The following is a 23,739-nucleotide window of genomic DNA, read 5'->3' as shown; positions in this document are numbered from 1 at the left end:
AGAGGCCCCATGCCCGATGAACTGAATGAAGCCCTTGAGCGGTTCCAGATGTTTGCTGCCCGCTTCAAACTGGATGATCTGATCGATACCGAAAGCGGCTTCACCGGCAACGACGCCGCTCTGCTGGCCGGCGAAGTCGAAATGGCCATCCAGACCAGAGGCATGCAAGACAGCCCCGAGCCGGATATAGACGGCAGCCTGTTCTAGGGGCCGTGAATCCAGCTGGGCGACGATAGAAGCGCACTATCTGGGCAAACTGCCCCCGGACGTAGCGGCAAGAACAATCAGCTATTCATGGAAGTCGTGCTGTAGACTGTTCGAAAGGGCAGTCCATGGCGCGACCTGCCGACCCATTCGATTAACCGGAAAAGGCGCCGCCTCTGGCTCTCGGTCATGGTCGACTTCTGACAGGAATGCTGCCCTCCCTGCGCGACAGGCGCCGCATGATCACGCGCGATTAGTAGGTCATCTGGCCGGTGACATTGCCGCCGTCGAGATAGCGGCAGACCAGCACCTCATCCTCGCCGCTGGCCACGGTGACGAGCGCACATCCCACCTGCGTCGTGTCGCGCCAGATCACCTGCGTGTAATGGCCGACATCTTCCCACTGGCCCGATGTGCTCACATCGGTGAACACGCCGTTCTTGAACGCCGCCTTCTCGTCGATCCACATGGTGACCATGTCTTCGGGCGTATAGGCGCCCTTGCTGCCCCGCCACAGATTCTCGCCCTCGGCGACCAGCGAACCATCATGTTCGAGATCGCTTAGCGTCTGGAGATTGGCGCCCCATCGCGCCGCGTCGGCGGCGAGCGCAGGGCTCCAGCTAAGGTTGGGCACGCCAATCTGGCCACGCTCCGCATTATGGGCGGCCAGGACGCGCTGGTCGAAATTGTCGAGCCGATTCTGGGCCTGGACCGGCAGAGCGGCGATAAGGCCCAGCAGAATGGCGGCTGACCGTTGTATCGATGGGCGCGTGAGAAGCTCCAGCATCATAAACTTCTCCTTGCTCTGATGGTAGATCGCGCGGGGCATCAGCCGAATTTTTCGAGCAGATATTGCGAGACCCAGATCTGGGTGCCAGCCAATTGGGGCAGCGCCAGCCTGGTCCGCTGGTCAAAGCGCAACTGCCGCGCCAGCCCATCGCCGATGGCCGCCCCGGCGGCCATCTCATGCGGGTTGAAACTGTTCCGCACCCGGCGCAGGGCGTCGCGCACGCGGTCGCCTTCCTCGCCGGCCAGGGTCGCGGGCAATGGCCCACCATAAGGGGTGCCGCTTGCGATCAGGCCGAGCAGGTTCGCAAAATCATCGGGTTGCATCTTCACCCATGGATGAGGGTGGATAATGGCCTTCGGGCGGAAGATCACGGCGGTTGCCGTCACGATCCCTCCCGTCAGATAGAGGTTCGGGCGTTGGCGGGGCGGGGGTTCCGTCGCAATCTGTGGCGCCAGCACTGGCGCCACCGTATCGCCGTAAAATTCCGACGCCCTTTGGCCGACGGTGGCGGTGCGGATGTCCGGCCAGCGAAGCTTGACCGCACCGGCCATCGTCTTGGGTCCATAGGGCGCCGAAAGGGCGACAAACTGGCCATGCTGGTCATAATAGCCGCCCTTGATAGTGCCGCTGGCGATGTTGACGTGCATCACATTGCGGCGATCAGCGGGGCGCACGATCCAGTCATAGCCCAGCCGGGCCTGGTCCTTGATCGATATGATTTCGGGGGTGATGCCCGTTCGTGCGGGCAGGGCGGCGATGAATTGCTCCACCCGGCCCGGCGCGAAGTCGATAAGGCCGCCCGAGACCAGCACGGCAATGTCGCTGGTCTGCAATCCATGCTGGGACTTCAGCCGATCGATATGGCCAGCCACGATGTCGACGCTCTGGGCGGCCATGGCGTCATCCGCTGCGGGGCCAAGTGGGCTGGCCAGTTCGGTTTCCACGAAGGCCTTGCCGGTGGGTTCCGGCGCCATGCGCTCGAAGCCTGAAAGCTTTCGTCGGCCCAGCTGGTCACGGTCAAACCGGTAGGCTGCGACGCTCATTCCGCCCCGCCGGATTTCGACGACGCCATAGGTTTTTTGCCGGTTCGCCTGCGCATTCGCCCTGGCTGGTATCAGGCCCGGTATCAGGGACAGGCCTGTGACCGATGCTGCCGTTGCGCCGATGAATGCGCGCCTGCTCCAAGCCATCGCTGTCCCCCATGTCCAGGCAGATGTCGGGGCCAATCCCGGCGCGCTGCGACAAACGGATTGCTATGACGATGTCGGGTGCGAAACAATCGGGCTATTCCGGATGGCCGATGGCGGAAAATCCTTAGGGGCGATGGCGCCGGGGCCGTGGCGTCTGTCCTACAGCGCCGGCTTTCCGCTATACCGTCGCTGGTTCTTTCCCATCGTCCGCGCGCGTCCTCGGCCTCGCACGATAATTTCCATCATCGGCACGAAAATGTCAGGATGTGCGGGAAATATGCGAAGTTAAGCGCGGCATTTCCTATTTTGCCGCTCTGGCCTCAGCCGCTGGTGGCGCCCCACACATCGCTGGCCTTCACGAAGCCCTTCTGGCCCTTCACGTCGAACGCGCACCAGCCGCTCGAGCAGGAACCGATCCGGCCGACCACGCCCTTCTCGGCGCGGAACAGGGTACGGCTGGTTTCGCTCGCGCCCTCGTGCATCGGTGCTTGCGCCGCGGTGACGATCGCCGTGGCGGTATCGCTCAGCAGGCGGACATGCATCCAGCCCTGGGCGCCGTCGGGATCTTCCACCTTGCGCCACAGGCCCAGCACCTGCACCACCTTCACCGGCAGGTCGCGGCGCTGATAGACCCAGTTGGACGGGTAATCGAGGCTGGGGCCGACGCGCATCCGCGCCTCGTCATGCGACAGCGACGCCCAATAGGGCACAGGCTTGGCCGGGGCCGCCGCCGCGCCGCTCATGTTGGTCAGTGCCGCGATCATGCCCGCGCCCAGCAGCAGGCGCTTCATGCCCGACCCTTTGCCCATATCACCCATGGTCTTTCCATACGCTTGTCCGGCCGGTCGCGACAAGCTTTCAATCGCAGGCAGCAGCATATCCGCTTGACCGGCGGGGCAGGCGGGAATAGCGGCCTTGCTATGGCCAGGAAACCGCGCCCCGCAACGCCGCGCGTCATCGTGACGCGCCGCCTGCCGCCCAATGTGGAGGCGCGCATGGCCGAACTGTTCGACGCCAGCTTCAATACCGGCGACATCCCCATGAACCGGGCCGAACTCGCCGCCGCCATGGCGCAGTGCGACGTGCTGGTGCCCTGCATCAGCGACCAGATCGACGCGGAACTGATCGCCAGCGCGCCCGACCGGCTGCAACTGATCGCCAGCTTCGGCAGCGGCGTCGACCATATCGACCTCGCCGCCGCGCGGACCAGGGGGGTGATCGTCACCAACACGCCCGGCGTGCTGACCGAAGACACCGCCGACATGACCATGGCGCTGATCCTCTCCGTGCCGCGCCGCCTGGCAGAGGGAGAGAAGCTGGTGCGCTCGGGCCAGTGGCATGGCTGGAGCCCGTCGGGGATGCTCGGCCACCGCATCGGCGGCAAGAAGCTGGGCATCATCGGCATGGGCCGCATCGGTCGCGCCGTCGCCCGCCGGGCGAGGGCCTTCGGCCTCTCCATCGCCTACCATAACCGCCACCGCCTGCCTTTCGAGGTGGAGCAGGAGCTGGAGGCCAGCTGGCATGACGATCTCGACGCGCTGCTGCGCGAATGCGACATCGTCTCGATCCATTGCCCGCTCAACGCCGACAGCCGCGGCCTGATCGATGCGCGGCGGATCGGTCTGATGCGGCCGGACGCCTATCTCATCAACACCTCCCGCGCGGAAATCACTGACGAGCCGGCGCTGATCGCGGCGCTTGCCGAAGCACGGATCGCCGGCGCCGGGCTTGACGTCTATGCCCATGAGCCAGCGGTCGATCCGCGGCTGCTGGCGCTCGCCAATGTCACCCTGCTGCCCCATGTCGGCTCGGCGACCTTCGAGGGGCGCGATGCCACCGGCGCCCGCGTCATCGCCAATATCCGCACCTGGGCCGATGGCCATCGCCCACCCAATCAGGTGCTTGAAGGCTGGGTCTGATCGCTGCGCGCGCGGAACAATGCGCGCCTTCCTCCGTTTGGAAACATCAGAGAAACGGAAGGAATCCCACCATGATTCGTCTTGCCATCATTGCCCTCGTGATTGCGGCCGTGCTCGCCATCCTCGGCTTCGGCGGCGCCGCCGGCACCTTTGTCGGCATCGCCAAATTGCTGTTCGGCATCGCCATCGCCCTGTTCCTGATCTTCCTCGTCCTCGGCCTTCTGGCTGGCAAGGGAATCAAGGATGCGATAGACTGACACGCATGATCGAGATTGGCGCTGGAGTGGATGAAACCGGGCGGTTGCTGCGCGATGAGGCCGGCTTCCTGCTCCAGCGCGATCTGGGCGGCACCTGGCGATTGGTGCTGCTGCGGGTGCCGGTCGACCATGTGGAAAAGCGGGTCCGGGTGCGCGGCTATTATGCCGGCGACGACATTGTCGAAGCGGACGGCGTAGCCGCCGCCTGAACCGGCATCGGGCCATCTTGCCAGAATCGTTGCGCCGCGCGATCAGTTGCGCCCATGCGCAAGATCATTTCCCTGATGCTCGCCGTTGCGGCGCCCGCCCTGGCCCAAGCCCAGACTCCCCATGACCAACTGATCCAGGTGATCGACGATCACTGGAAATGGTATCTGTCTGTCCATCCGGTGGAAGCGACCGCACGCGGCGTGCGCGACTATGACGACCAGATTTCGGACCTGTCGCTTGGCGCGCGGGATGCGCAGATCAAGGTGGAGCAGGGTTTCGTCACGCGCCTCGACGCCGTTCCCGAGGGCGGGCTGGACGCCGCCGACAAGGTCAATCGCGCGGTGCTGCTATGGATGCTGCGCGACGATATCGCCAGCGACAAGCATCAGGCCGAACGGCTGATGCTCTTCACCACTTACTATAGCTGGCATCAGGGCTTTTCCGGCATGGCCGACGGCCTGCCTTTCTACACCCGCGCCGATTATGAGAGCTATCTGAAGCGCCTCGCGCTCTACCCCAAGCAGAATGGTGACGGCATGGCGATCACCCGCCAGGCGATCAAGGGCGGCTATGTGCTGCCCTGTTCGGTGCTGGGCGGCTTTGCCAAGGGGATCAGCGGCATCGTCGCCGGGGCGCCGGAAGGAACGCGCTTCTACGAGCCCTTCACCCGCACCAAGCCGCGCGACATCAGCGATGCCGATTGGGCGGCGCTACAGGCGCGCGCGGTGGCGGTGATCCGCGATGTCATCACGCCGGAATATGGCAAATGGCACGACCTGTTCGTGGCGGACTATCTGCCCAAATGCCGCAAGAGCGACAGCGTATCGACGCTGCCGGGTGGCGCGGCCTGGTATGCCAGTCGGGTGCGCACCCACACCACCACCGACCTGACCCCTGATCAAATCCACCAGATCGGGCTGGATGAGGTCGCCCGCATCGGCAAGCGGATGGACGCGATCGCGGCCAAGGCCGGCTATCCCAGCCGTGCCGCCTTCATCCAGCATCTGCGCACTGATCCCAGCTATTACGCCAAGACGCCCGAGGAACTGCTGCGCGTTGCCGCGCGCCAGGCCAAGGCGATCGACGGCCTGCTGCCGCGCTATTTCGCCACGCTGCCGCGCCTGCCCTATGGCATCAAGTCGATCCCGGCTGCCGAGGCGGAGGGGACGACCACGGCCTATTATGGCCCCGGCGCGCCCGAGGCAGGAATTTCCGGCACCTATTGGGTCAACACCTCGAAGCTGGACCAGCGGCCCTTCTGGGAATTGCCGGCGCTGACCGCGCATGAGGCGGTGCCGGGCCATCACAATCAGATCGCACTGCAGCAGGAATTGCCGCTGCCGCCGTTCCGCAAATATCTCGCCGGCTTCACCGCCTATGTCGAGGGCTGGGCGCTCTACACCGAATATCTGGGCGAGGAGATGGGCCTCTACGACACGCCCGAGAAGATGATGGGCCGCCTGTCCTACGAGATGTGGCGCGCCTGCCGCCTGGTGGTCGACACCGGCATCCATGCCAAGGGCTGGGACAAGGCGAAGGCGGTCACCTTCATGAAGGCGAACAGCGCTCTGAGCGACGCCAATATCGATGCGGAGGTCAATCGCTATATCAGCTGGCCGGGGCAGGCGCTGGGCTACAAGCTGGGCGAGATCAAGATCCGCGAACTGCGCGCGCGGGCGGAACAGCAACTCGGGGCCAAATTCGACCTGCGCCGTTTCCATGATGCAGTGCTGTCGCAGGGGGCGGTGCCGCTCACCGTGCTGGAAAGCCAGATCGACGGCTGGATCGCCGCGGAAAAGGCGCGCTGAAAAGAGCGCCAATAAAGGCAAGATATGGGGCGGGGCGGGAGCGATTTCCACACCCCCCGCACAATAAAAGTGCGGCCTTTGTGCGTGTCGCTGCGAATGATTTTCAGTAAGCGAAAATGGCGGAAATAAAGGCGGTTTCGACCATTTTGTCCCTTTGACTTGGCGGTGGCAATCTGTATGCCACCGCTCATCGGGACACACTTGCTTCGACCATCGGTTGGGGCGCCTCCCTCCACCTTGCCGCGTCTTCGTGGCTTCTGGTGGGAACGCGACGCTTCCTTCCGCATGGCCGGGCCTATGCGAGGAGACGCATATCTTATGACCGCCACCGGACAGGATACTCTCGGCACGCGCGACACGCTCAATGTCGGCGGCAAGGACATCGCCTATTATTCGTTGGAAAAGGCAGCTGCGAAGCTTGGAGACGTTTCGCGCCTGCCTTTCTCGATGAAGGTGCTGCTGGAAAATCTGCTGCGCTTCGAGGATGGCGTGACCGTCACCACCGACGATATCAAGGCGATCGTCGATTGGCAGAATGACAAGGGCAAGGCGGAGCGCGAGATCCAGTATCGCCCGGCGCGCGTGCTGCTGCAGGACTTTACCGGCGTGCCCTGCGTCGTCGACCTGGCCGCGATGCGCGACGCGATGAATGCGCTGGGCGCCGACGCCAGCAAGATCAACCCGCAGGTGCCCGTCCACCTCGTCATCGACCATTCGGTCATGGTCGACGAGTTCGGCACGCCCCGCGCGTTCCAGGACAATATGGAGATCGAATATCAGCGCAACATGGAGCGCTACGACTTCCTGAAATGGGGCAGCAAGAGCCTCGCCAATTTCTACGCCGTGCCGCCGGGCACCGGCATCTGCCATCAGGTGAACCTGGAAAATATCGCCCAGGGCGTCTGGTCGAGCGAGGGGGCCGATGGTGCCACCATCGCCTATCCCGACACCTGCGTCGGCACGGATAGCCACACCACCATGGTCAATGGCCTGGGCGTGCTGGGCTGGGGCGTCGGCGGGATCGAGGCGGAAGCGGCGATGCTGGGCCAGCCGGTATCGATGCTGATCCCCGAAGTGGTGGGCTTCAAGTTCACCGGCAATTTGAAGGAAGGCGTGACCGCCACCGATCTGGTGCTGACCTGCACCCAGATGCTGCGCGCGCGCGGCGTGGTCGGCCGCTTCGTCGAATATTTCGGCCCCGGCCTTGCCACGCTCAGCCTCGCCGACCGGGCGACGCTGGCCAATATGGCGCCCGAATATGGCGCGACCTGTGGCTTCTTCGGCATCGACGACAAGACGCTCGACTATATGCGCCTCACTGGCCGCAGCGACGAGAATATCGCGCTGGTCGAGGCCTATGCCAAGCAGCAGGGCTTCTGGATCGATCCGTCGATAGAGCCGATCTTCACCGATACGCTGGAGCTGGACCTGTCCACCGTGGTGCCCAGCCTGGCTGGTCCCAAGCGCCCGCAGGACCGCGTTGCGCTTCCGCAAGTGGATGACGTGTTCAACGCCGACATGGAGAAGACCTACAAGAAGGCGCAGACCCGCGTTCCGGTCGAGGGCAAGGATTATGACATTGGCGATGGCGACGTCACCATTGCCGCGATCACCAGCTGCACCAACACCTCCAACCCCAATGTGCTGATTGCCGCCGGCCTGGTCGCCAAGAAGGCGAATGAGCTGGGCCTCAAGCCCAAGCCCTGGGTCAAGACCTCGCTGGCGCCCGGTAGCCAGGTCGTCACCGACTATCTGGAAAAGGCGGGCCTTCAGGCGCATCTCGACGCGATCGGCTTCAACCTGGTGGGCTATGGCTGCACCACCTGCATCGGCAATTCGGGACCGCTCGCCGAGCCGATCAGCAAGGCGATCAACGAGAATGGCCTGGTTGCGGCCGCCGTTATCTCGGGCAACCGCAACTTCGAAGGCCGCGTGTCGCCCGACGTGCGCGCCAACTTCCTCGCTTCGCCGCCGCTGGTCGTCGCCTATGCGCTCAAGGGCACGGTGATCGAGGATTTCATCACCACCCCGATCGGCACGAGCAAGGATGGCGAAGCGGTCTATCTCAAGGACATCTGGCCGACCAATGACGAGGTCGCGACCACCCTGGCGGGGGCGGTCGACCGGGAGATGTTCCGCGCCCGCTACGCCAATGTCTACAAGGGCGACGCCCATTGGCAGGCGATCGAGGTGACCGGGTCGGACACCTACAAGTGGCGTGCCGGGTCGACCTATGTCGCCAACCCGCCCTATTTCGAGGGGCTGACCATGACCCCGGCGCCGGTCACGGACATCATCGGCGCCATGCCGCTGGCGATCTTCGGCGACTCGATCACCACCGACCACATCTCGCCGGCCGGTTCGATCAAGGCGACCTCGCCCGCAGGCAAGTGGCTGAGCGAGCATCAGGTCGCCCAGGCCGACTATAACAGCTATGGCTCGCGCCGTGGCCATCATGAAGTCATGATGCGCGGCACCTTCGCCAATATCCGCATCAAGAATCTGATGCTCGACGGCGTCGAAGGCGGCATGACCAGCTATCAGGGCGAAGTCATGCCGATCTATGACGCGGCGATGAAGCACAAGGCCGACGGCACGCCGCTGGTCGTGATCGGCGGCAAGGAATATGGCACCGGATCGTCGCGCGACTGGGCGGCCAAGGGCACCAACCTGCTCGGCGTGCGCGCCGTGATCGTCGAAAGCTTCGAGCGCATCCACCGCTCGAACCTGGTCGGCATGGGCGTGTTGCCCCTGGTGTTCAAGGACGGCCAGACCCGCGACACGCTGGGCCTCAAGGGCGATGACAGCTTCACCATCACCGGTGTCGCCGACCTCAAGCCGCGCCAGGATGTCGAAGTGCAGGTCACCCGCGCCGACGGTTCGACCTTCAGCTTCACCGCGCTTTGCCGCATCGATACCGTCAACGAGCTGGAATATTTCCTCAACGGCGGCATCCTGCAATATGTGCTGCGCAAGCTGGCCGCCTGAGCGCTTGATCGCTTGACGCGCTGAGCTAAGGAATGAGGGCTTCTCCCGGAAGGGAGAGGCCCTTTTTCTTGGGGGTGGATGGTGGCGCTGTTCGTGGAGATCGTCGGCTGGGCCGGCGCGATATTGGTGCTGATCGCCTATGTCGGCGTCTCGACCGGGCGGCTGTCGGGTGGGTCGGCGACCTTCCAGTGGCTGAACGCCGTCGGCGCCGCCTTCTTCATCCTCAACACCTGGTGGCATGGCGCCTTCCCGTCGATGGTGCTCAACATCATCTGGGCGGTGGTCGGCTTTACCACCCTGTGGCGCATCTTCCGTCGGAGAATGTCCCCGTCATGACCCGCTTCATCGACCTCAGCCACGCCATCGAACATGGCATGACCACCTATAAGGGCGTCGCCGCGCCGCATATCTGCGATTACTGGACCCGCGAACAGTCGCGCGCCAACTATGCCGATGGCAGCGCGTTTCAGATGGGACGGATCGACATGGTGTCGAACACCGGCACCTATCTCGATGCGCCCTTCCACCGCTTCGAGGAGGGCGATGATCTCTCCATGCTCGATCTCGACCGGCTGGCCAGCCTGCCGGCGATCGTGGTGCGCAGGCCGTTCGAGGCCGTGGGCCTGGCGACCGACGCCGCCGATCTGGATGGGATCGATGTCGCCGGCCGCGCGGTGCTGGTCCACACCGGTTGGGACCGGCACTGGCGTACGCCGGCCTATTATGAGGATCATCCCTTCCTGACCGAAGCGGCGGCGCAGATGCTGGTGGCGCGCGGCGCTCGGCTGGTCGGCATCGACAGCCATAATATCGACGATACCCGCCCCGGCACCGGTCGCCCGGTCCATCGCGAGCTGCTGGGTGCCGGCGTGCTGATCTGCGAACATATGACCAATCTGGGCGCGCTGCCGGATGCGGGCTTCTCCTTCACTGCCGTGCCGCCCAAGATCGTCGGCATGGGCACATTCCCGGTGCGGGCCTTCGCGCAAGTCGATCCGGCATGATCTTGTGATGTCGCGCTGAAGCATGACATCGCTGTTAGGCTTCGGCTTTCACTTGAACTGAGAGGCGTTAGCGCCGATACTATGACGATCGGCCGAGAAAGGCCGTCCAAGGAGATTTTACCCATGGCCAATTGGTCCGACCCCCGTTCCGATATCGCAGGCTTTGGCAATGCCAGCGCCGCGCGCAGCGAGGCGTTCGATGCCGGGCTGCGCAAATATATGCTGTCGGTCTATAATTATATGGCGAGCGGCGTGCTGCTGACCGGTGTCGTCGCGATGCTGTTCGCGTCGAGCGGTCTGGCGCTCCAAATCCTCGCCGGCCCCGGCATCCTGAAATATGTCATCATGTTCGCGCCGCTGGCTTTCGTCATGGTGATGAGCTTTGGCATCAACAAGCTGTCGACCGTCGCGATGCAGAGCCTGTTCTGGGCCTATGCCGCCGTGATGGGCCTGTCGCTGTCGTCGATCTTCCTGGTCTATACCGGCACGTCAATCGCGCAGACCTTCTTCGCGACCGCTGCGGCCTTCGCCGGTCTCAGCCTGTTCGGCTACACCACCAAGAAGGATCTGTCGGGCTTCGGCACCTTCCTGATCATGGGCGTGGTCGGCCTGCTGGTCGCGAGCCTGATCAACATCTTCCTGCGCTCCAGCATGATGGATCTGGTGATCAGCGCCGTCGGCGTGCTGCTGTTCGCGGGCCTGACCGCCTATGACACGCAGAAGATCAAGAGCATCTATGCCTATGTCGCCGGCACGGAGATGATGGGCAAGTCGGTGGTGATGGGGGCGCTGAACCTCTATCTCGACTTCATCAACATGTTCCTGTTCCTGCTGCGCCTGTTCGGCGATCGTCGCTGATAGCGGTCGAACGGCAAGTCAAAAAAGGCCCGGCGGACATCTCCGCCGGGCCTTTTGCTTTGTTGGGAAGGGGCAGGCTCAGCCCTGTTTCTGCATCTCGGCGATCAGGGCGTTGTCGATCTCCTTCTGCCTCTTATAGGCTGGGCGTTCGCGCAACCGGGCGGCATAGGCCTCGAATGCCGGGCGGCTGGGGATGGTGCCGAAGGTGAGCCCCCAGTCGATCTGCGCGCCGACATAGACGTCCGCCGCGGTGAAGGTGCCGCCGCAGATCCAGCTGCGGCCGGTGACCGCCGTTTCCAGCGTATCGAGCGTGTCGTCGAGCGAGCCATAGCCCGCGCTGCGCTCGCGTCCCTCGGGCAGGACGAAGCCCATCGCCTTGTTGGTGACGGCGGCCTCCACCGGTCCGGCAGCAAAGAAGAGCCAGCGATAATAGTCGGCTCGGTCATCGGTCGCCGGCGCCAGGCCGGCGGCGGGGAAGGCATCGGCCAGATAGGCGCAGATGGCGGCGCATTCGGTCACCACCTTGCCGCCATGAACGATCGCCGGCACCTTGCCCATCGGGTTGATCGCGCGATAGTCGGCGGTCTTCATGCCGCCGGCATAATCCAGGATCACCGCCTCATAGGGGGCGCCGACCTCCTCCAGCATCCAGCGGGCAATCTGCCCGCGCGACATGGGGTTGGTATAGAGAAGAACCGGGTCCGCCATTGTGCATTCTCCTTGGAAAGTGGCCGGAACATATCATGAACGATATGTTCCGGCCAGTCCGATCATTGCGCCGGGCTTGCGGCCGGGGCCGCCGCCGGCTTGTCGCGATAGCGATCGAACCAGGCGATGATCGCCGCCGCCTTGGCCGCCGATTGCGACGGGCGGGCGGCGATGCCGCCATGGCTCGCGCCCGGCACCTTGACCAGCGCGGTGGGCACGCCCCGTATCTGCAGCGCGCCATAATATTGCTCCGCTTCGCTGACCGGGGTGCGATAATCCTCGCTGCCCACCACCACCAAAGTCGGCGTCTTGACGTTGCCAACCAGGCTGAGCGGCGAGCGGTTCCAATAGCCCATCGGATCTTCCCAGGGCTTGGCCGGGAACCAGTAGCGCGAGGTGAAGAGGGTATTGTCCATGGTCAGCGCCTCGCTGATCCAGTTGATCACCGGCTTCTGCGTGGCGGCACCCTTGAACCGGTCGGTCTTGCCGATGATCCAGCTGGTCAGCACGCCGCCGCCCGAACCGCCGGTGACGAACAGATTGTCCGGATCGGCCACGCCCGCAGCGATCGCGGCATCGACCGCGGCCATCAGGTCGCCATAGTCGTCGCCGGGATATTTATGATGGATCAGCTGGGCGAATTCCTCGCCATAGGAGGTGGAGCCGCGCGGGTTGGTGTAGAGCACGGCATAGCCGGCGGCGGCATAAAGCTGGTCGTCGGTCGAGAAATGCGGGCCATAGGCGGTGTGCGGGCCGCCATGGATTTCCAGCAGCAGTGGCACGCGGGTGCCGGGCTGATAGCCGGGCGGCGTCACGAGCCAGGCCGGCACGGTGCGGCCGTCAGGCGCGGTGACGGCCAGTTCCTTCACCTGTCCCAGCGCCTTGTGGCCCAGGAAATCCTCATTGAGGCGCGTGAGCTGCCGGCTCTTGCCGCCGCTGCTGACCGACAGGTCGGCCGGGCGCAACGCCGATCCGCTGGTGAAGGCGAGCGTGCCATTGGCCGCGACGCTGAAATCGCCGCCGCTATAGGGGCGATCGAAGGCGGTGCCGGTGAGGCCGCTTGCCAGTTCGGTGACATGGCCGTCGAGGGTGATGCGGGCAAGACGGTTGACGCCGCGCTCGTCATATTGGGCGTAGAGCGACTTGCCGTCGGCTGCCCAATAGGCGCGATCGATGCTGCGGTCGAAACTGGCGGTGATCGCATGGGCGCCGCTGCCGTCGCGGTTCATGACGTAGAGATAGGTGTTCTGGTAGGACAGGCGCTTGTCGTCATAGCCGAGATAGGCGATCTTGCTGCCGTCCGGCGAGACGACCGGCGCGACATCGGGACCGTCGCGGCTGGTGAGCGGGCTGATCGCGCCCGAGGCGATGTCGAGCGTGTAGATTTCCGGATCGAATATCTTCTGCTGCCAGTCGGGCTTGCGCACGGCGCTGAACAATATGGCGCGGCCATCGGGCGTCCAGCTCAACGGGCCGCCATCCTGATAGTCGCCAAAGCTCAGCTGCCGCGCCGGGCCGCCATCGGCCGACACCAGGAAGATATGGTCATAGCCGGCCTGGACATAGCCGCCGCCATCATTGCGATAATCGACCCGGTCGATCACCTCCAGCGGCTTGGCCCATTCGGCACCCTCCGGCTTGTCGGGCGCCTTGCCCAGCTTCATCGGGTCGGCGGGCACGCGCATGATATAGGCGAGGGACTTGCCGTCGGGCGACCAGGTGACCGACTGCGGGCCGTCGGGCAGGGTGGTGACGCGCACGGTGGCGCCGGTGTCGAGCCAGCGCACGAACAGCTGCGGCTTGCCCGCATCGGCGGCGATATAGGCGATGCGCTTGCCATCGGGCGACCAGCGCGGCTGGCTGGCGTCGGCGACCAGCGGGCGCTGCGCGCCGGTGGCGGTGTCGACCAGCCAGATCGCGCCCTTCTGCCGGTCGGTCATGATGTCGCCCTGGCGGCGGACATAGGCGACGCTCTTTCCGTCGGGGCTGATCTGCGGATCGGTCGCAACCTGCAGCGCGAAGATGTCGCGGCCCTCGAACCTGGACGACGGGGCGGCCGACTGGGCGGCGAGCGGCAGGGGGGAGAGGGCGGCGCCGAGCAGCAGCGCGGCCAGTAGCTTGTGTCGCATGAAAACCTCGAAACGGAAGAATGGCGCGAGACTTGCCGGATTTTCCTTTCGTTTCAAGTGCAACTCGTGGCCGGGGCGCGACGGATGGTGCCGCGCCCCGGCTGTCGCTTCAGCAGCCCGCGCCCATCGCGCCGGCCAGCATGCCGCCAAGGCCGCCCTTGCATTTCTTCTTCTTGGGTGGCGGATTGTCGCCCGAGGCGTCGGCACTGTCGTCACTGCCCTGGCTCATCATCGATCCCATGTCCGGGCCATTGAGCATCCACATGGTGTTGGAACGATAGCGCACGCGGGCGATCCATTCCGGTTTCCAGGCGATCTTGGGATCGGCCGGGCGCGGCGGCCAGGCGAAATTGGCTTCCGGGCCATAGGCGTAGAGGCTGCCCATCAGCATCTCGCCGCCCGACTGCACCACCTGCGACGGCACGGTGCAACTGGTCTGGCTGGGCGGCATGACGATCTTGTCGCCGATCAGCTTGCGCACGGCACCGGGCGAAAGCCAGTCCCACACCGGCCCGCCAAAGGCCTGACTGGCTGATGACGCCCACCACACCATGTCGCCGCCCTGCTTGGCCGCGAATACCCAGGCATAATAGCCGGTCGCATTGGGCACCGCGTTCCAGCTCAACTGGGTGGCGCCGCCCGCCGCCGGGCTGGCGCGGCCCGTGATCGGCGTCATGAAGTCCTGGTTCAGCGCGAACTTGATTTCGGGCGAATAATTGCCGGCGATGCGATGGTCGCCGATCAGCGAGGAATTGCCCGACAGCGTCTTGCGCGTCTGGCCATTGGGCCATTCGCCATAGGTCTTGCTGTTGGTGAAGCGGACCTGCCATTCCTGCGGGATCGCCGCGCCGGTCATGTAGAGGCCGGGCGGAAACTGGCCGCGCGCGACCTTGGCGAAATCGATCACCACCGGCTGGTTCGGCCCGGCGGTCGCGCCGCATCCCCAATAGATGAGCAGCCGCCCCTTGGGCTTCTCTCCGGGCAGCGCCGGCTCGTCGCTCGGCGTGACCTTGGGCGTGACCAGCGGGACGGAGGCGCCCAGCCGGGCACCGGCGGGCATATAATGCTCGGCTGCCGGCGAACCGCTCGCGGCCTGGGTCGACCCCAGGCGCAGCACCAGTTCATGGATAGGCTGGTTGCCGCCGCCCATCATCATCGACATGGCCCCGCCCATGCCACCGCCGCCAGCCATCGCGGCCATGCCGGACATGGTGCCGGCATCCATCGAATAGCGGGCGATCGGTCCGCCGGCCTGCTGGCTGGCGCCGGGCGTGGCGAGAAGGACGAAGCTGAAGCTGAGCAGCGCGGCGCGTGGCGCGGCGGACCGCAGATGAAGCGAAGTGGACATGCATTCCCCTATGAAAGCGTGGAAGACATGCGACCTTTCTGTTCTGGAGTCGGCTTAGCAGAATTTAAGGGGGGCGGGGAGAGGGGCGCGCCGCTAGGCGACCTGCCTTCCCGTTTTAGCTTTTGTCAGCCTTGCCCTTGCCGCTGGCCGGGAAATAGCCGCCGCAGCGCCGTGTGCCATACAAAGTGGAACCGGTGCCGAATGTCGCGGGAGTAAAGGCGACGGCCTGCACCGGCACGCTGACGCCGGGCACGCGGCGCGCCAGCATGGTCTGCACGGCGGCGATCTGGGGCGCATCCACCGGCGCAAAGATCGGTCCCTGCGGCAGGTCGAAATAATCGACGAAGCCGCCGCCGCGAATGCTGCTATTGCCTGATGCGATCGCCTGCCTGGTCAATTGCTGCCGATGGGAGAGCGCGTCGAACCGGCCGAGATAGACGACCTGGCCCGGCTTCGCCTCGAACTGGAGCGAGGCGGCGTTGAAGCAGAGCGCCCAGCTGTCCTGCTGCGAATAGCTGCGCACGACCCAGCGCCCCGGCTTGACGGGAACCATCAGATAGCCGTCGAGGAAATTCTTCTGCTTGGCTTCGAACAGCGCGGTGCCGCTGAAAGGCCCACTGGAAAGCCGGGCTTCCGCATCGACATAGGTGGAGAGCAGCAGCTTGAACGCCGAGTGCATCGACGGCGCCGGTTGCCACCAGTCGGTCTTGATGATGACCAGCGCCTCTTCGGATTGGGGCGTGAGAATGATCTGGCCGGGCGCCTTGGCGTTGGCGACATGCGGCGATAGCGCGCCGCCCAACGCAACAACTGCACCGAGCGCTGCCGCCCATTTTCCAATCATGACCATGTTTTCCCCAATCCCTGCGGACCCAATCCGTCCTGCCGATCTGACCGCAATTCCCTAATAATTGCGCAACGGCCGCCGCGCGCATGTGGGGCGGGGGAATCAGGTCCGCGCGAACTGCCCATGGCGCAGGAAATGCGCGACCTGATCGACGACGGGGCGGGTGTAGATCATCGCGGTGTGAGCGACGGGCAGGGTGATATGATCGCTTTCGCCCGGACAATGGGTGGCGGCGACGCTGACCTTGCCGTCATTGGGCGCGCGGAAGATGCGGCCGGGGAGCAGGCCGTTCATCGGCCGGTCGCCCGCGATGATGCCGAGCGGATAGTCGACCTCGCCCAGCGCCGCCAGCGTGGCCGCGTCGCGGCGGGTGCGCAGCAGCGCGCCGGCCTGGTTCAGGATCAGCGGATGGAGGCGCAGGCGGTAGAGAAGGTCGGCAATCTCGCTGCCGCCATTGGGCGTGCCGAGCATGACGACGCGGCCGAGATGATCGGGGCGATGGCGCGCGAGACAGGCGCGTAGCATCAGTCCGCCCATCGAATGGCCGACGCAATGCACGGTCTGGGCCTGATAGGCCGGGCTGGCGATGATGCGGGCGTGGAGATGATCGACGACGCGGGCGAGCGGCCAGCGCCAGCTTGGATAGCCGATATTGGCGACGTCATATCCCGCCCCGCGCAAGCGACGCGCGAGCAAAGCGGTCTGGACCTGATGCCCGCCAAAGCCGTGGAGGAGGATGACGGATTCAGTCATTTTCTTCGAGTGGCTCATATTCCCCGGTCTCGAAGTTGCGCAGCCATGCCGACCCGATCGGGCTGTCGATCAGGTGCAGCCAGCTATCGTCCGCGTTCAGCACCTTGCCGATCGCGATATAGTCGGCCTTGCGGGCGTCTAGCTGTTCATCGTTCAGGTCGCGATAATCACCCCTGATCCGCCATCCGCTGTCTGGATCGGAATCGCCTTCCTCCGTCATGTCGGGCTGTTCGCGATAGAGGTAATAGACCGGCACATTATCATCGAGCACGCAGCGGTCGACCATGCAGCGGTCCCAATAGGCACGCCTTGGCGGTTCTGCCGGACCTCGCCTGTCACCGTCATAGATGAGGTCGATGATGTGGAAGGACTGAAATGCGAGCATGCTACCTTCGCGTAGTTGCGGCATGTCGGACGGCGTATTCGCCAATATGCCGGTCCAGCCGTCCGGCGCGATGCTTTTTACTTCCACCCACATGCGTTCGGCATCCCATTCGCGGCCGGGCGGATGGCTGCGGATCACCAGCTTGACCAGATCATCAGGTCGCAAGGCGTCGATCCGTTCGGCCGAGGGCAGGAAATAGGTGTAGGGCGCGCCGGCCTGGATCGGGCGTGGATCGTCAATCGACCAGGAGCCGAAGAGACGACGACGGAGGTTATGGAGACGATCATTGAGGCGCATGATCGATTGATAGCGAGGCGCGCGGCGCGCGCCTACCCACCCCCGGCCCCTCCCTGAAAGGGAGGAGGGAACAGGAGGGGCGCCCGCAAACAAAAAGGGCGACCCAAGCGGGTCGCCCTTTTTGTTTTAAGCTCCAAAGCCGCTTATTTCGTGCCTTCCGGCGTCTTGGCCTTGCCGCCCTTCTTGCCGCCCTTCTTGGGCGCGGCGGGGGTGATCTGGAAGGCGAGCGCCTCGTCCTTCATATGGACATGGACCTCGCCGCCATGGACCAGCTTGCCGAACAGCAATTCCTCGGCCAGCGGCTGCTTGATCTTTTCCTGCATCAGGCGGCCCATCGGGCGGGCACCATAGAGCTTGTCATAGCCCTTCTTGGTGAGCCAGGCCTTGGCATCCTCGTCCAGGGTGATGTGGACGTCGCGGTCGGCCAGTTGCAGTTCCAGTTGCAGCACGAACTTGTCGATGACGCGGGCGACGATTTCCGGCGGCAGATAGCCGAACGGCACGATCGCATCGAGGCGGTTGCGGAACTCGGGGGTGAAGAGCTTCTTCACCGCGTCTTCCTGCACATCCTCGCGGGTCAGCTCGCCAAAGCCGATCGATTCCTTCGCCATGTCCGACGCACCGGCATTGGTGGTCATGATGAGGATGGTGTTGCGGAAATCGACGGTCTTGCCGTGGTGATCGGTCAGGCGGCCATTGTCCATCACCTGCAGCAGGATGTTGAACAGGTCCGGATGCGCCTTCTCGATCTCGTCGAGCAGCAGGACGCTGTGCGGCTGCTGGTCGACGGCGTCGGTCAGCAGGCCGCCCTGATCATAGCCGACATAGCCCGGAGGGGCGCCGATCAGGCGGCTGACCGAATGGCGTTCCATATATTCCGACATGTCGAACCGCTGCAGCGGGATGCCGAGCAGGGTCGCGAGCTGGCGTGCCACCTCCGTCTTGCCGACGCCGGTGGGGCCGGAGAAGAGATAGTTGCCGATCGGCTTGTCGGGATCGCGCAGACCGGCGCGCGACAGCTTGATCGCGGAGGACAGCACCTCGATCGCCTGATCCTGGCCGAAGACGACGCGTTTCAGATCGGTGGTCAGCGATTCCAGCACGCTCTTGTCGTCCGACGACACGGTCTTGGGCGGGATGCGCGCCATGGTGGCGATGACCGCTTCGATCTCCTTGGGGGTGATCGTCTTCTTGCGCTTGGAGGGCACCACCAGCATCTGCATCGCGCCCACTTCGTCGATCACGTCGATCGCCTTGTCCGGCAGCTTGCGGTCGTTGATGTAGCGCGCCGACAGCTCGACCGCCGCCTTGATCGCGTCCGGCGTATATTTGACGTGATGATGTTCCTCGAACGCGGTGCGCAGGCCGGTCAGGATCTTGATCGTATCCTCGACCGAAGGCTCGTTCACGTCGATCTTCTGGAAGCGCCGCAGCAGCGCGCGGTCCTTCTCGAAATGGTTGCGGAATTCCTTGTAGGTGGTCGAACCGATGCAGCGGATCGTCCCGCCAGACAGCGCGGGTTTCAGCAGGTTCGAGGCGTCCATCGCGCCGCCGCTGGTCGCGCCGGCGCCGATGACGGTGTGGATCTCGTCGATGAAGAGGACCGCATGCGGCATCTTCTCCAGTTCGGTGACGACCGCCTTCAGCCGCTCCTCGAAGTCGCCGCGATAGCGGGTGCCGGCCAGCAGCGCGCCCATGTCGAGCGAGTAGATGACGGCTTCCTTGAGCACGTCGGGCACTTCGCCCTCGACGATCTTGCGCGCCAGGCCTTCCGCGATCGCGGTCTTGCCGACGCCCGGATCACCGACATAGAGCGGGTTGTTCTTCGAACGGCGGCACAGGATCTGGATGGTGCGGTCGACTTCCGACGACCGGCCGATCAGCGGATCGACCTTGCCGCGTTCCGCCTTCTCGTTGAGGTTGACGGTGAACTGCTCCAAGGCACTGTCCTTCTTGCCCTTGCCGTCCTGCACCTTCTTTTCCTCCTCGGCTGCCCCCTTGGTCTCCTGACGCTCGGGCGTGGGCGTGCCCTTGCCGACGCCGTGGCTGATGTAGCTGACGGCATCGAGGCGGCTCATGTCCTGCTGCTGCAGGAAATAGACGGCATAGGATTCGCGTTCGGAGAAGAGCGCGACGAGCACATTGGCGCCCGTCACCTCATCCTTGCCGGACGACTGGACATGGAGGATGGCGCGCTGGACGACGCGCTGGAAGCCGCTGGTGGGCGAGGGGTCGCTGGCGCCCTCTACCTTCAGGCTGTCGAGTTCGGTGTCGAGATACTGGGTGACGGCATCGGCCAGTTCGCCCAGTTCCACGCCGCACGCCTGCATCACCTTCGACGCATGTTCATCGTCGATCAGCGCGAGAAGCAGATGCTCCAGCGTCGCATATTCATGCTTGCGCTCGGACGCATGGGTCAGCGCATTGTGCAGGGTGGTTTCAAGGGCGGCTGCGAAAGATGGCATGTCTTTTCTACTCCTGGCCCCGGTTAGGGGCTGACTTGAACCTTATGTCGGCATTGCTCGACGACGGTTCAAGGGAGAGGCCCTGACCGCCGGAATTGCCAGACTGCCCATGCCCGGTGGAGCCCATGGTCGGGCCGTCAGGGGCGAGGCGCGGGTTCATCGCTTGAATAACGCCTCGGCAGTTGCCTTATGGTTAACGGCGCTTTCAATTTTTGTTCGAGTGCGGGTGATTTCGGTTTCCAGCGCCCTGATGCGCGCTTCCAGTTCCGCAACGGACAGGGGACCCAGATCCTGTCGGAGCAGTTGGGCCAGCGGATCATCGGCCTTTCTCGGCAGATCATTGTCCATGTCCATAAAGGGTAATGTTGACCCTGTAGGCTAGTCTGTCAATAAGAAGCGAAGCTCCGTCCGTCGATTTTGGGTGCGGCGCAATATCTCTGGCCCGGGGGGGCGCATATGATCCTCGACAGTTTCACGATTCCATCGCAGATGACGGCCATCGGCATCCCGGTGCCGGGCGGTCCCGACGCCCTGGTGCCCGAACAGCGGCCGGTGCCGGTGCCCGGCGAGGATGAGGTGCTGATCCGCGTCGCCGCCGCCGGCGTCAACCGGCCTGACGTGCTGCAGCGGCAGGGCAAATATCCGCCGCCGCCCGGCGCATCCGACATTCCCGGACTCGAGGTGGCGGGCACGATCGTCGCTGCCGGCCGGTCCGCCGACATGCTGGTGGGCCAGCGCGTCTGTGCGCTGCTGCCGGGTGGGGGCTATGCCGAATATGCGATTGCGCCTGCCGGCCAGTGCCTGCCGGTGCCGGCGGACTATGACCTGGTCGAGGCGGCGGCGCTGCCCGAAACCCTGTTCACCGTGTGGACCAACCTGTTCGAGCGCGCCTATGTGGTCGGCGGTGACCGGGTGCTGGTCCATGGCGGCACCAGCGGCATCGGCACCATGGCGATCTCGCTCTGCCGCCTGTTCGACATAGAGATCATCGTCACCTGCGGCAGTGACGACAAATGCGCCCAGGCGCTCGAATGGGGCGCTGCCCATGCGATCAATTACAAGAGCCAGGACTATGTCGCCGAGGTGAAGCGCATCACCGGCGGGCAGGGGGTGCAGGCGGTGCTCGACATGGTCGGCGGCGACTATGTCCCGCGCAACATCGAATGCATGGCCGAAGATGGCCGCCATGTGTCGATCGCGGTGCTGGGCGGTGCCAAGACCAGCATCTTCCTGCCAACGGTGATGTCCAAGCGCCTGACCCTGACCGGATCGACGCTGCGGCCGCGCTCCTCGGGCTTCAAGAGCCTGGTCGCGGACGAGATCATGCGCACCGTCTGGCCCTTCGTCGAACAGGGCAAGCTGCGCCCGGCGATGGACCAGCGCTTTGCCCTTGCCGACGCGGGCAAGGCCCATGCCCGCATGGATGCAGGCGAACATTTCGGGAAGATCGTGCTGACGGCGTGAGGAGCGGCGGGGAAACCCGCCAAACCGTAGCATTTCCGTCATATTCGGTGCGGAGTTGTAACAGAGCGGCGCTAAGGATTCGGCCTCAAGGACAACAGCCCTTGAGGACGTAGACATGAACGCCATCACGCGCTTGCCCTTCCTGAGCGAACTGGAAGAGGGGGCTGACGACCGCTTCCACATCCCCGAGCGGGGAGGCGCGCGTCGCCGCTATCGCACCATCTGGATTTCCGACATCCATCTGGGCACGCGCGGCTGCAACGCGACGATGCTGATCGATTTCCTGGACAGCGTCGACAGCGACACCATCTATCTGGTCGGCGATATCATCGATGGCTGGCGGCTCAAGAAGCGCTTCTACTGGCCCGCCGCCCATAATGACGTGCTGTGGCGGATCATGAAGCGGGCCAAGCGCGGCACCCGTGTCGTCTATATTCCCGGCAATCATGACGAGATGTTCCGCCAGTTCACCGGCATGAATTTTGGCGGGGTCGAGATCCGTCGCAAGGCGATCCATGAGACCGCCGACGGGCGCAAGCTGCTGGTGCTGCATGGCGACGAGTTCGACACGATCATGCTGGCGCATCGCTGGCTCGCCTTCGTGGGGGACGCGGCCTACACGACGCTGATGCGCCTCAACGTGGTGGTCAACGCGGTGCGCCGGCGCATGGGCCTGCCTTATTGGTCACTGTCCAAGATGGCCAAGCACAAGGTCAAGAATGCCGTGTCCTTCATCTCCCGCTTCGAGGAAGTGGTGGCGCATGAAGCCGGCGCGCGCGGCGTCGACGGCGTGGTGTGCGGCCATATCCACAATGCCGAGATGCGCGAGATCGAGGGCATCGAATATTATAATGATGGCGACTGGGTGGAGGGCTGCACCGCGCTGGTCGAACATGCCAGCGGCGCGATGGAGGTGCTGCACTGGGCCGACGAGATCGCCAAGCGCGGCGAAAAGACGCCGGCGCTGATGGCGGCCTGACGCGGAGAGGGGGCATGCGGATCGCGATCGTCACCGACGCCTGGACGCCGCAGGTCAATGGCGTGGTGCGCACGCTGCAGACGATCCAGGCCGAACTGGAGCATATGGGCCATGAGGTGAAGGTGATCTCGCCCGATCTCTATGGCTCCATTCCCTGTCCGACCTATCCCGAAATCCGGCTGGCACTGGTGCGCTCGGGCGTGGTGGGGCAGGCGATCGCCGCCTTCCGTCCCGATGCCGTCCATCTGGCGACCGAAGGGCCGCTCTGCTTTGCCGCCCGGCGCTGGTGCCTGCGCGGCAACGTGCCCTTCACCACCGCCTATCACACCCATTTCCCCGATTATGTGTCGCAGCGCACCGGGCTGCCGGCGGCCTGGTTCTGGCGCTATATTCGCTGGTTCCATGGCCCGGCGCAGGCCGTGCTGGTGTCGACCCGGTCGGTGCGGCAGCAATTGCGTGCCCATGGCGTCGCTAATGTCCGCAAATGGGGCAGGGGCGTGGACCTCAACACCTTTGCCGGGGATGTCGCCCCCTCGGCCCTGCTGGCGGACTTGCCGCGCCCGATCCAGCTCTATGTCGGCCGGGTCGCGGTCGAGAAGAATCTCGAGGCCTTTCTGGCCAGCGAGCATCCCGGAACCAGGGTGATCGTCGGCGACGGCCCGGCGCGCGGGGCGCTGGAGCGGGCCTATCCCGATGCCCGTTTCCTGGGCGCGCAGTTCGGCGCCGATCTGGCGGCGATCTATGCCGGCGCCGACGTGTTCGTCTTCCCCAGCCGCACCGACACGTTCGGGCTGGTGATGATCGAGGCGCTGGCCGCCGGCACGCCGGTCGCGGCCTATCCGGTCACCGGGCCGATCGATATCGTCACGCCGGAAACCGGCGCGCTGTCGGAGCGGCTGGAGGATGCCATCGCCGCCGCGCTGCTGTGCGATCGGGCGGCCTGCGCCGCCTACGGCCGCAGCTTCAGTTGGGAACGCAGTGCGCAGGAATTCCTGGCCGGATTGCATCCGATCGATCCGGTGGTGATGGACAGCGCCGCCTGACGCTTTTCCTTGCCGCAAGCCCCGCGATGCTCTATCCCTGACATGTCGTGGCCGCCCTGCTTGGGCGGCCCTTATCGTTTTTAGAGCCGGAGA

General features: G+C 64.6%; 23 protein-coding genes. 12 read left to right on the top strand and 11 right to left on the bottom strand.

Annotated elements, in window-relative coordinates:
- Positions 1-9: 9 nt before the first annotated feature.
- Entirely contained in the window at positions 10-207 is a 198-nt protein-coding gene (locus E5554_RS19330) for a hypothetical protein (protein ID WP_136187785.1), read from the top strand.
- Positions 208-457: 250 nt separating this feature from the next.
- Here E5554_RS19330 and E5554_RS19325 read toward each other — a convergent pair whose 3' ends face one another.
- From E5554_RS19325 to E5554_RS19315, 3 genes are all read right to left on the bottom strand, one after another.
- A complete protein-coding gene (locus E5554_RS19325; protein WP_157228538.1) occupies positions 458-994 on the bottom strand; it encodes a CAP domain-containing protein in 537 nt (178 codons plus the stop codon).
- 38 nt (positions 995-1,032) lie between these two features.
- The gene (locus E5554_RS19320) at positions 1,033-1,968 is read right to left on the bottom strand and encodes a hypothetical protein (protein ID WP_136187783.1); all 936 of its coding nucleotides are present in this window, start codon (positions 1,966-1,968) and stop codon (positions 1,033-1,035) included.
- 536 nt (positions 1,969-2,504) lie between these two features.
- Positions 2,505-3,002, bottom strand: a complete 498-nt coding sequence (locus tag E5554_RS19315; RefSeq protein ID WP_004211336.1) for an SH3 domain-containing protein — start codon at positions 3,000-3,002, stop codon at positions 2,505-2,507.
- Positions 3,003-3,104: 102 nt separating this feature from the next.
- Between E5554_RS19315 and E5554_RS19310 the strand changes: the two genes are divergently transcribed.
- From E5554_RS19310 to E5554_RS19275, 8 genes are all read left to right on the top strand, one after another.
- Positions 3,105-4,103, top strand: coding sequence for a D-glycerate dehydrogenase (locus E5554_RS19310; protein ID WP_136187782.1), 999 nt, complete (start codon positions 3,105-3,107; stop codon positions 4,101-4,103).
- Between the two features lie 71 nt (positions 4,104-4,174).
- Positions 4,175-4,360 carry a DUF1328 domain-containing protein gene (locus E5554_RS19305; protein ID WP_136187781.1) on the top strand — a complete coding sequence of 62 codons (186 nt, stop codon included), beginning with the start codon at positions 4,175-4,177 and terminating at the stop codon, positions 4,358-4,360.
- 5 nt (positions 4,361-4,365) lie between these two features.
- Positions 4,366-4,569 (top strand): DUF5818 domain-containing protein, encoded by a 204-nt coding sequence (locus E5554_RS19300; protein WP_004211342.1) that lies wholly within the window; start codon positions 4,366-4,368, stop codon positions 4,567-4,569.
- A 54-nt stretch (positions 4,570-4,623) separates the two neighbouring features.
- The gene (locus tag E5554_RS19295) at positions 4,624-6,378 is read left to right on the top strand and encodes a DUF885 domain-containing protein (RefSeq protein WP_136187780.1); all 1,755 of its coding nucleotides are present in this window, start codon (positions 4,624-4,626) and stop codon (positions 6,376-6,378) included.
- A 318-nt stretch (positions 6,379-6,696) separates the two neighbouring features.
- Positions 6,697-9,366 (top strand): aconitate hydratase AcnA, encoded by a 2,670-nt coding sequence (gene acnA, locus E5554_RS19290; RefSeq protein ID WP_136187779.1) that lies wholly within the window; start codon positions 6,697-6,699, stop codon positions 9,364-9,366.
- A gap of 78 nt (positions 9,367-9,444) precedes the next feature.
- On the top strand, positions 9,445-9,702 hold the full coding sequence (locus E5554_RS19285; protein ID WP_136187778.1) for a hypothetical protein: 258 nt from the start codon (positions 9,445-9,447) through the stop codon (positions 9,700-9,702).
- A complete protein-coding gene (locus E5554_RS19280) occupies positions 9,699-10,370 on the top strand; it encodes a cyclase family protein (RefSeq protein WP_136187777.1) in 672 nt (223 codons plus the stop codon). The genes E5554_RS19285 and E5554_RS19280 overlap by 4 nt, the downstream gene beginning before the upstream one ends.
- A 123-nt stretch (positions 10,371-10,493) precedes the next feature.
- Positions 10,494-11,228: a Bax inhibitor-1/YccA family protein gene (locus tag E5554_RS19275; RefSeq protein WP_048939075.1), complete on the top strand. Its 735-nt coding sequence runs from the start codon at positions 10,494-10,496 to the stop codon at positions 11,226-11,228.
- Between the two features lie 78 nt (positions 11,229-11,306).
- Here E5554_RS19275 and E5554_RS19270 read toward each other — a convergent pair whose 3' ends face one another.
- From E5554_RS19270 to E5554_RS19235, 8 genes are all read right to left on the bottom strand, one after another.
- Positions 11,307-11,936 (bottom strand): glutathione S-transferase family protein, encoded by a 630-nt coding sequence (locus E5554_RS19270; protein WP_037511357.1) that lies wholly within the window; start codon positions 11,934-11,936, stop codon positions 11,307-11,309.
- Between the two features lie 62 nt (positions 11,937-11,998).
- Positions 11,999-14,065, bottom strand: a complete 2,067-nt coding sequence (locus tag E5554_RS19265; protein ID WP_136187776.1) for a S9 family peptidase — start codon at positions 14,063-14,065, stop codon at positions 11,999-12,001.
- Between the two features lie 109 nt (positions 14,066-14,174).
- Positions 14,175-15,413 carry a hypothetical protein gene (locus E5554_RS19260; protein ID WP_136187775.1) on the bottom strand — a complete coding sequence of 413 codons (1,239 nt, stop codon included), beginning with the start codon at positions 15,411-15,413 and terminating at the stop codon, positions 14,175-14,177.
- 115 nt (positions 15,414-15,528) lie between these two features.
- Complete coding sequence (locus E5554_RS19255; protein WP_136187774.1) at positions 15,529-16,263, bottom strand: hypothetical protein; 735 nt, start codon at positions 16,261-16,263, stop codon at positions 15,529-15,531.
- 99 nt (positions 16,264-16,362) lie between these two features.
- Positions 16,363-17,013 carry an alpha/beta fold hydrolase gene (locus E5554_RS19250; RefSeq protein WP_247594308.1) on the bottom strand — a complete coding sequence of 217 codons (651 nt, stop codon included), beginning with the start codon at positions 17,011-17,013 and terminating at the stop codon, positions 16,363-16,365.
- On the bottom strand, positions 17,006-17,695 hold the full coding sequence (locus tag E5554_RS19245; protein WP_247594307.1) for a DUF2185 domain-containing protein: 690 nt from the start codon (positions 17,693-17,695) through the stop codon (positions 17,006-17,008). The genes E5554_RS19250 and E5554_RS19245 overlap by 8 nt, the downstream gene beginning before the upstream one ends.
- 143 nt (positions 17,696-17,838) lie before the next feature.
- Positions 17,839-20,160: an ATP-dependent Clp protease ATP-binding subunit ClpA gene (clpA, locus tag E5554_RS19240; protein WP_037511227.1), complete on the bottom strand. Its 2,322-nt coding sequence runs from the start codon at positions 20,158-20,160 to the stop codon at positions 17,839-17,841.
- Between the two features lie 156 nt (positions 20,161-20,316).
- Complete coding sequence (locus tag E5554_RS19235; RefSeq protein WP_004211362.1) at positions 20,317-20,514, bottom strand: DUF1192 domain-containing protein; 198 nt, start codon at positions 20,512-20,514, stop codon at positions 20,317-20,319.
- Between the two features lie 102 nt (positions 20,515-20,616).
- On the opposite strand from E5554_RS19235, the gene E5554_RS19230 reads away from it, so the two are divergent.
- The 3 genes from E5554_RS19230 to E5554_RS19220 all read left to right on the top strand — a co-directional run bounded on the left by E5554_RS19230 (position 20,617) and on the right by E5554_RS19220 (position 23,646).
- On the top strand, positions 20,617-21,624 hold the full coding sequence (locus E5554_RS19230) for an NAD(P)H-quinone oxidoreductase (RefSeq protein ID WP_136187772.1): 1,008 nt from the start codon (positions 20,617-20,619) through the stop codon (positions 21,622-21,624).
- A 115-nt stretch (positions 21,625-21,739) separates the two neighbouring features.
- A complete protein-coding gene (locus E5554_RS19225) occupies positions 21,740-22,603 on the top strand; it encodes a UDP-2,3-diacylglucosamine diphosphatase (RefSeq protein WP_136187771.1) in 864 nt (287 codons plus the stop codon).
- 14 nt (positions 22,604-22,617) lie between these two features.
- On the top strand, positions 22,618-23,646 hold the full coding sequence (locus tag E5554_RS19220; RefSeq protein WP_136187770.1) for a glycosyltransferase family 1 protein: 1,029 nt from the start codon (positions 22,618-22,620) through the stop codon (positions 23,644-23,646).
- Positions 23,647-23,739 lie beyond the last annotated feature (93 nt).

The organism is Sphingobium sp. PAMC28499 (assembly GCF_004795815.1).
GTDB classification, from domain to species: Bacteria; Pseudomonadota; Alphaproteobacteria; order Sphingomonadales; family Sphingomonadaceae; genus Sphingobium; species Sphingobium yanoikuyae.
Note: the sequence above shows the minus strand (reverse complement) of the source record. Positions and strands in the feature narration are given on the sequence as shown.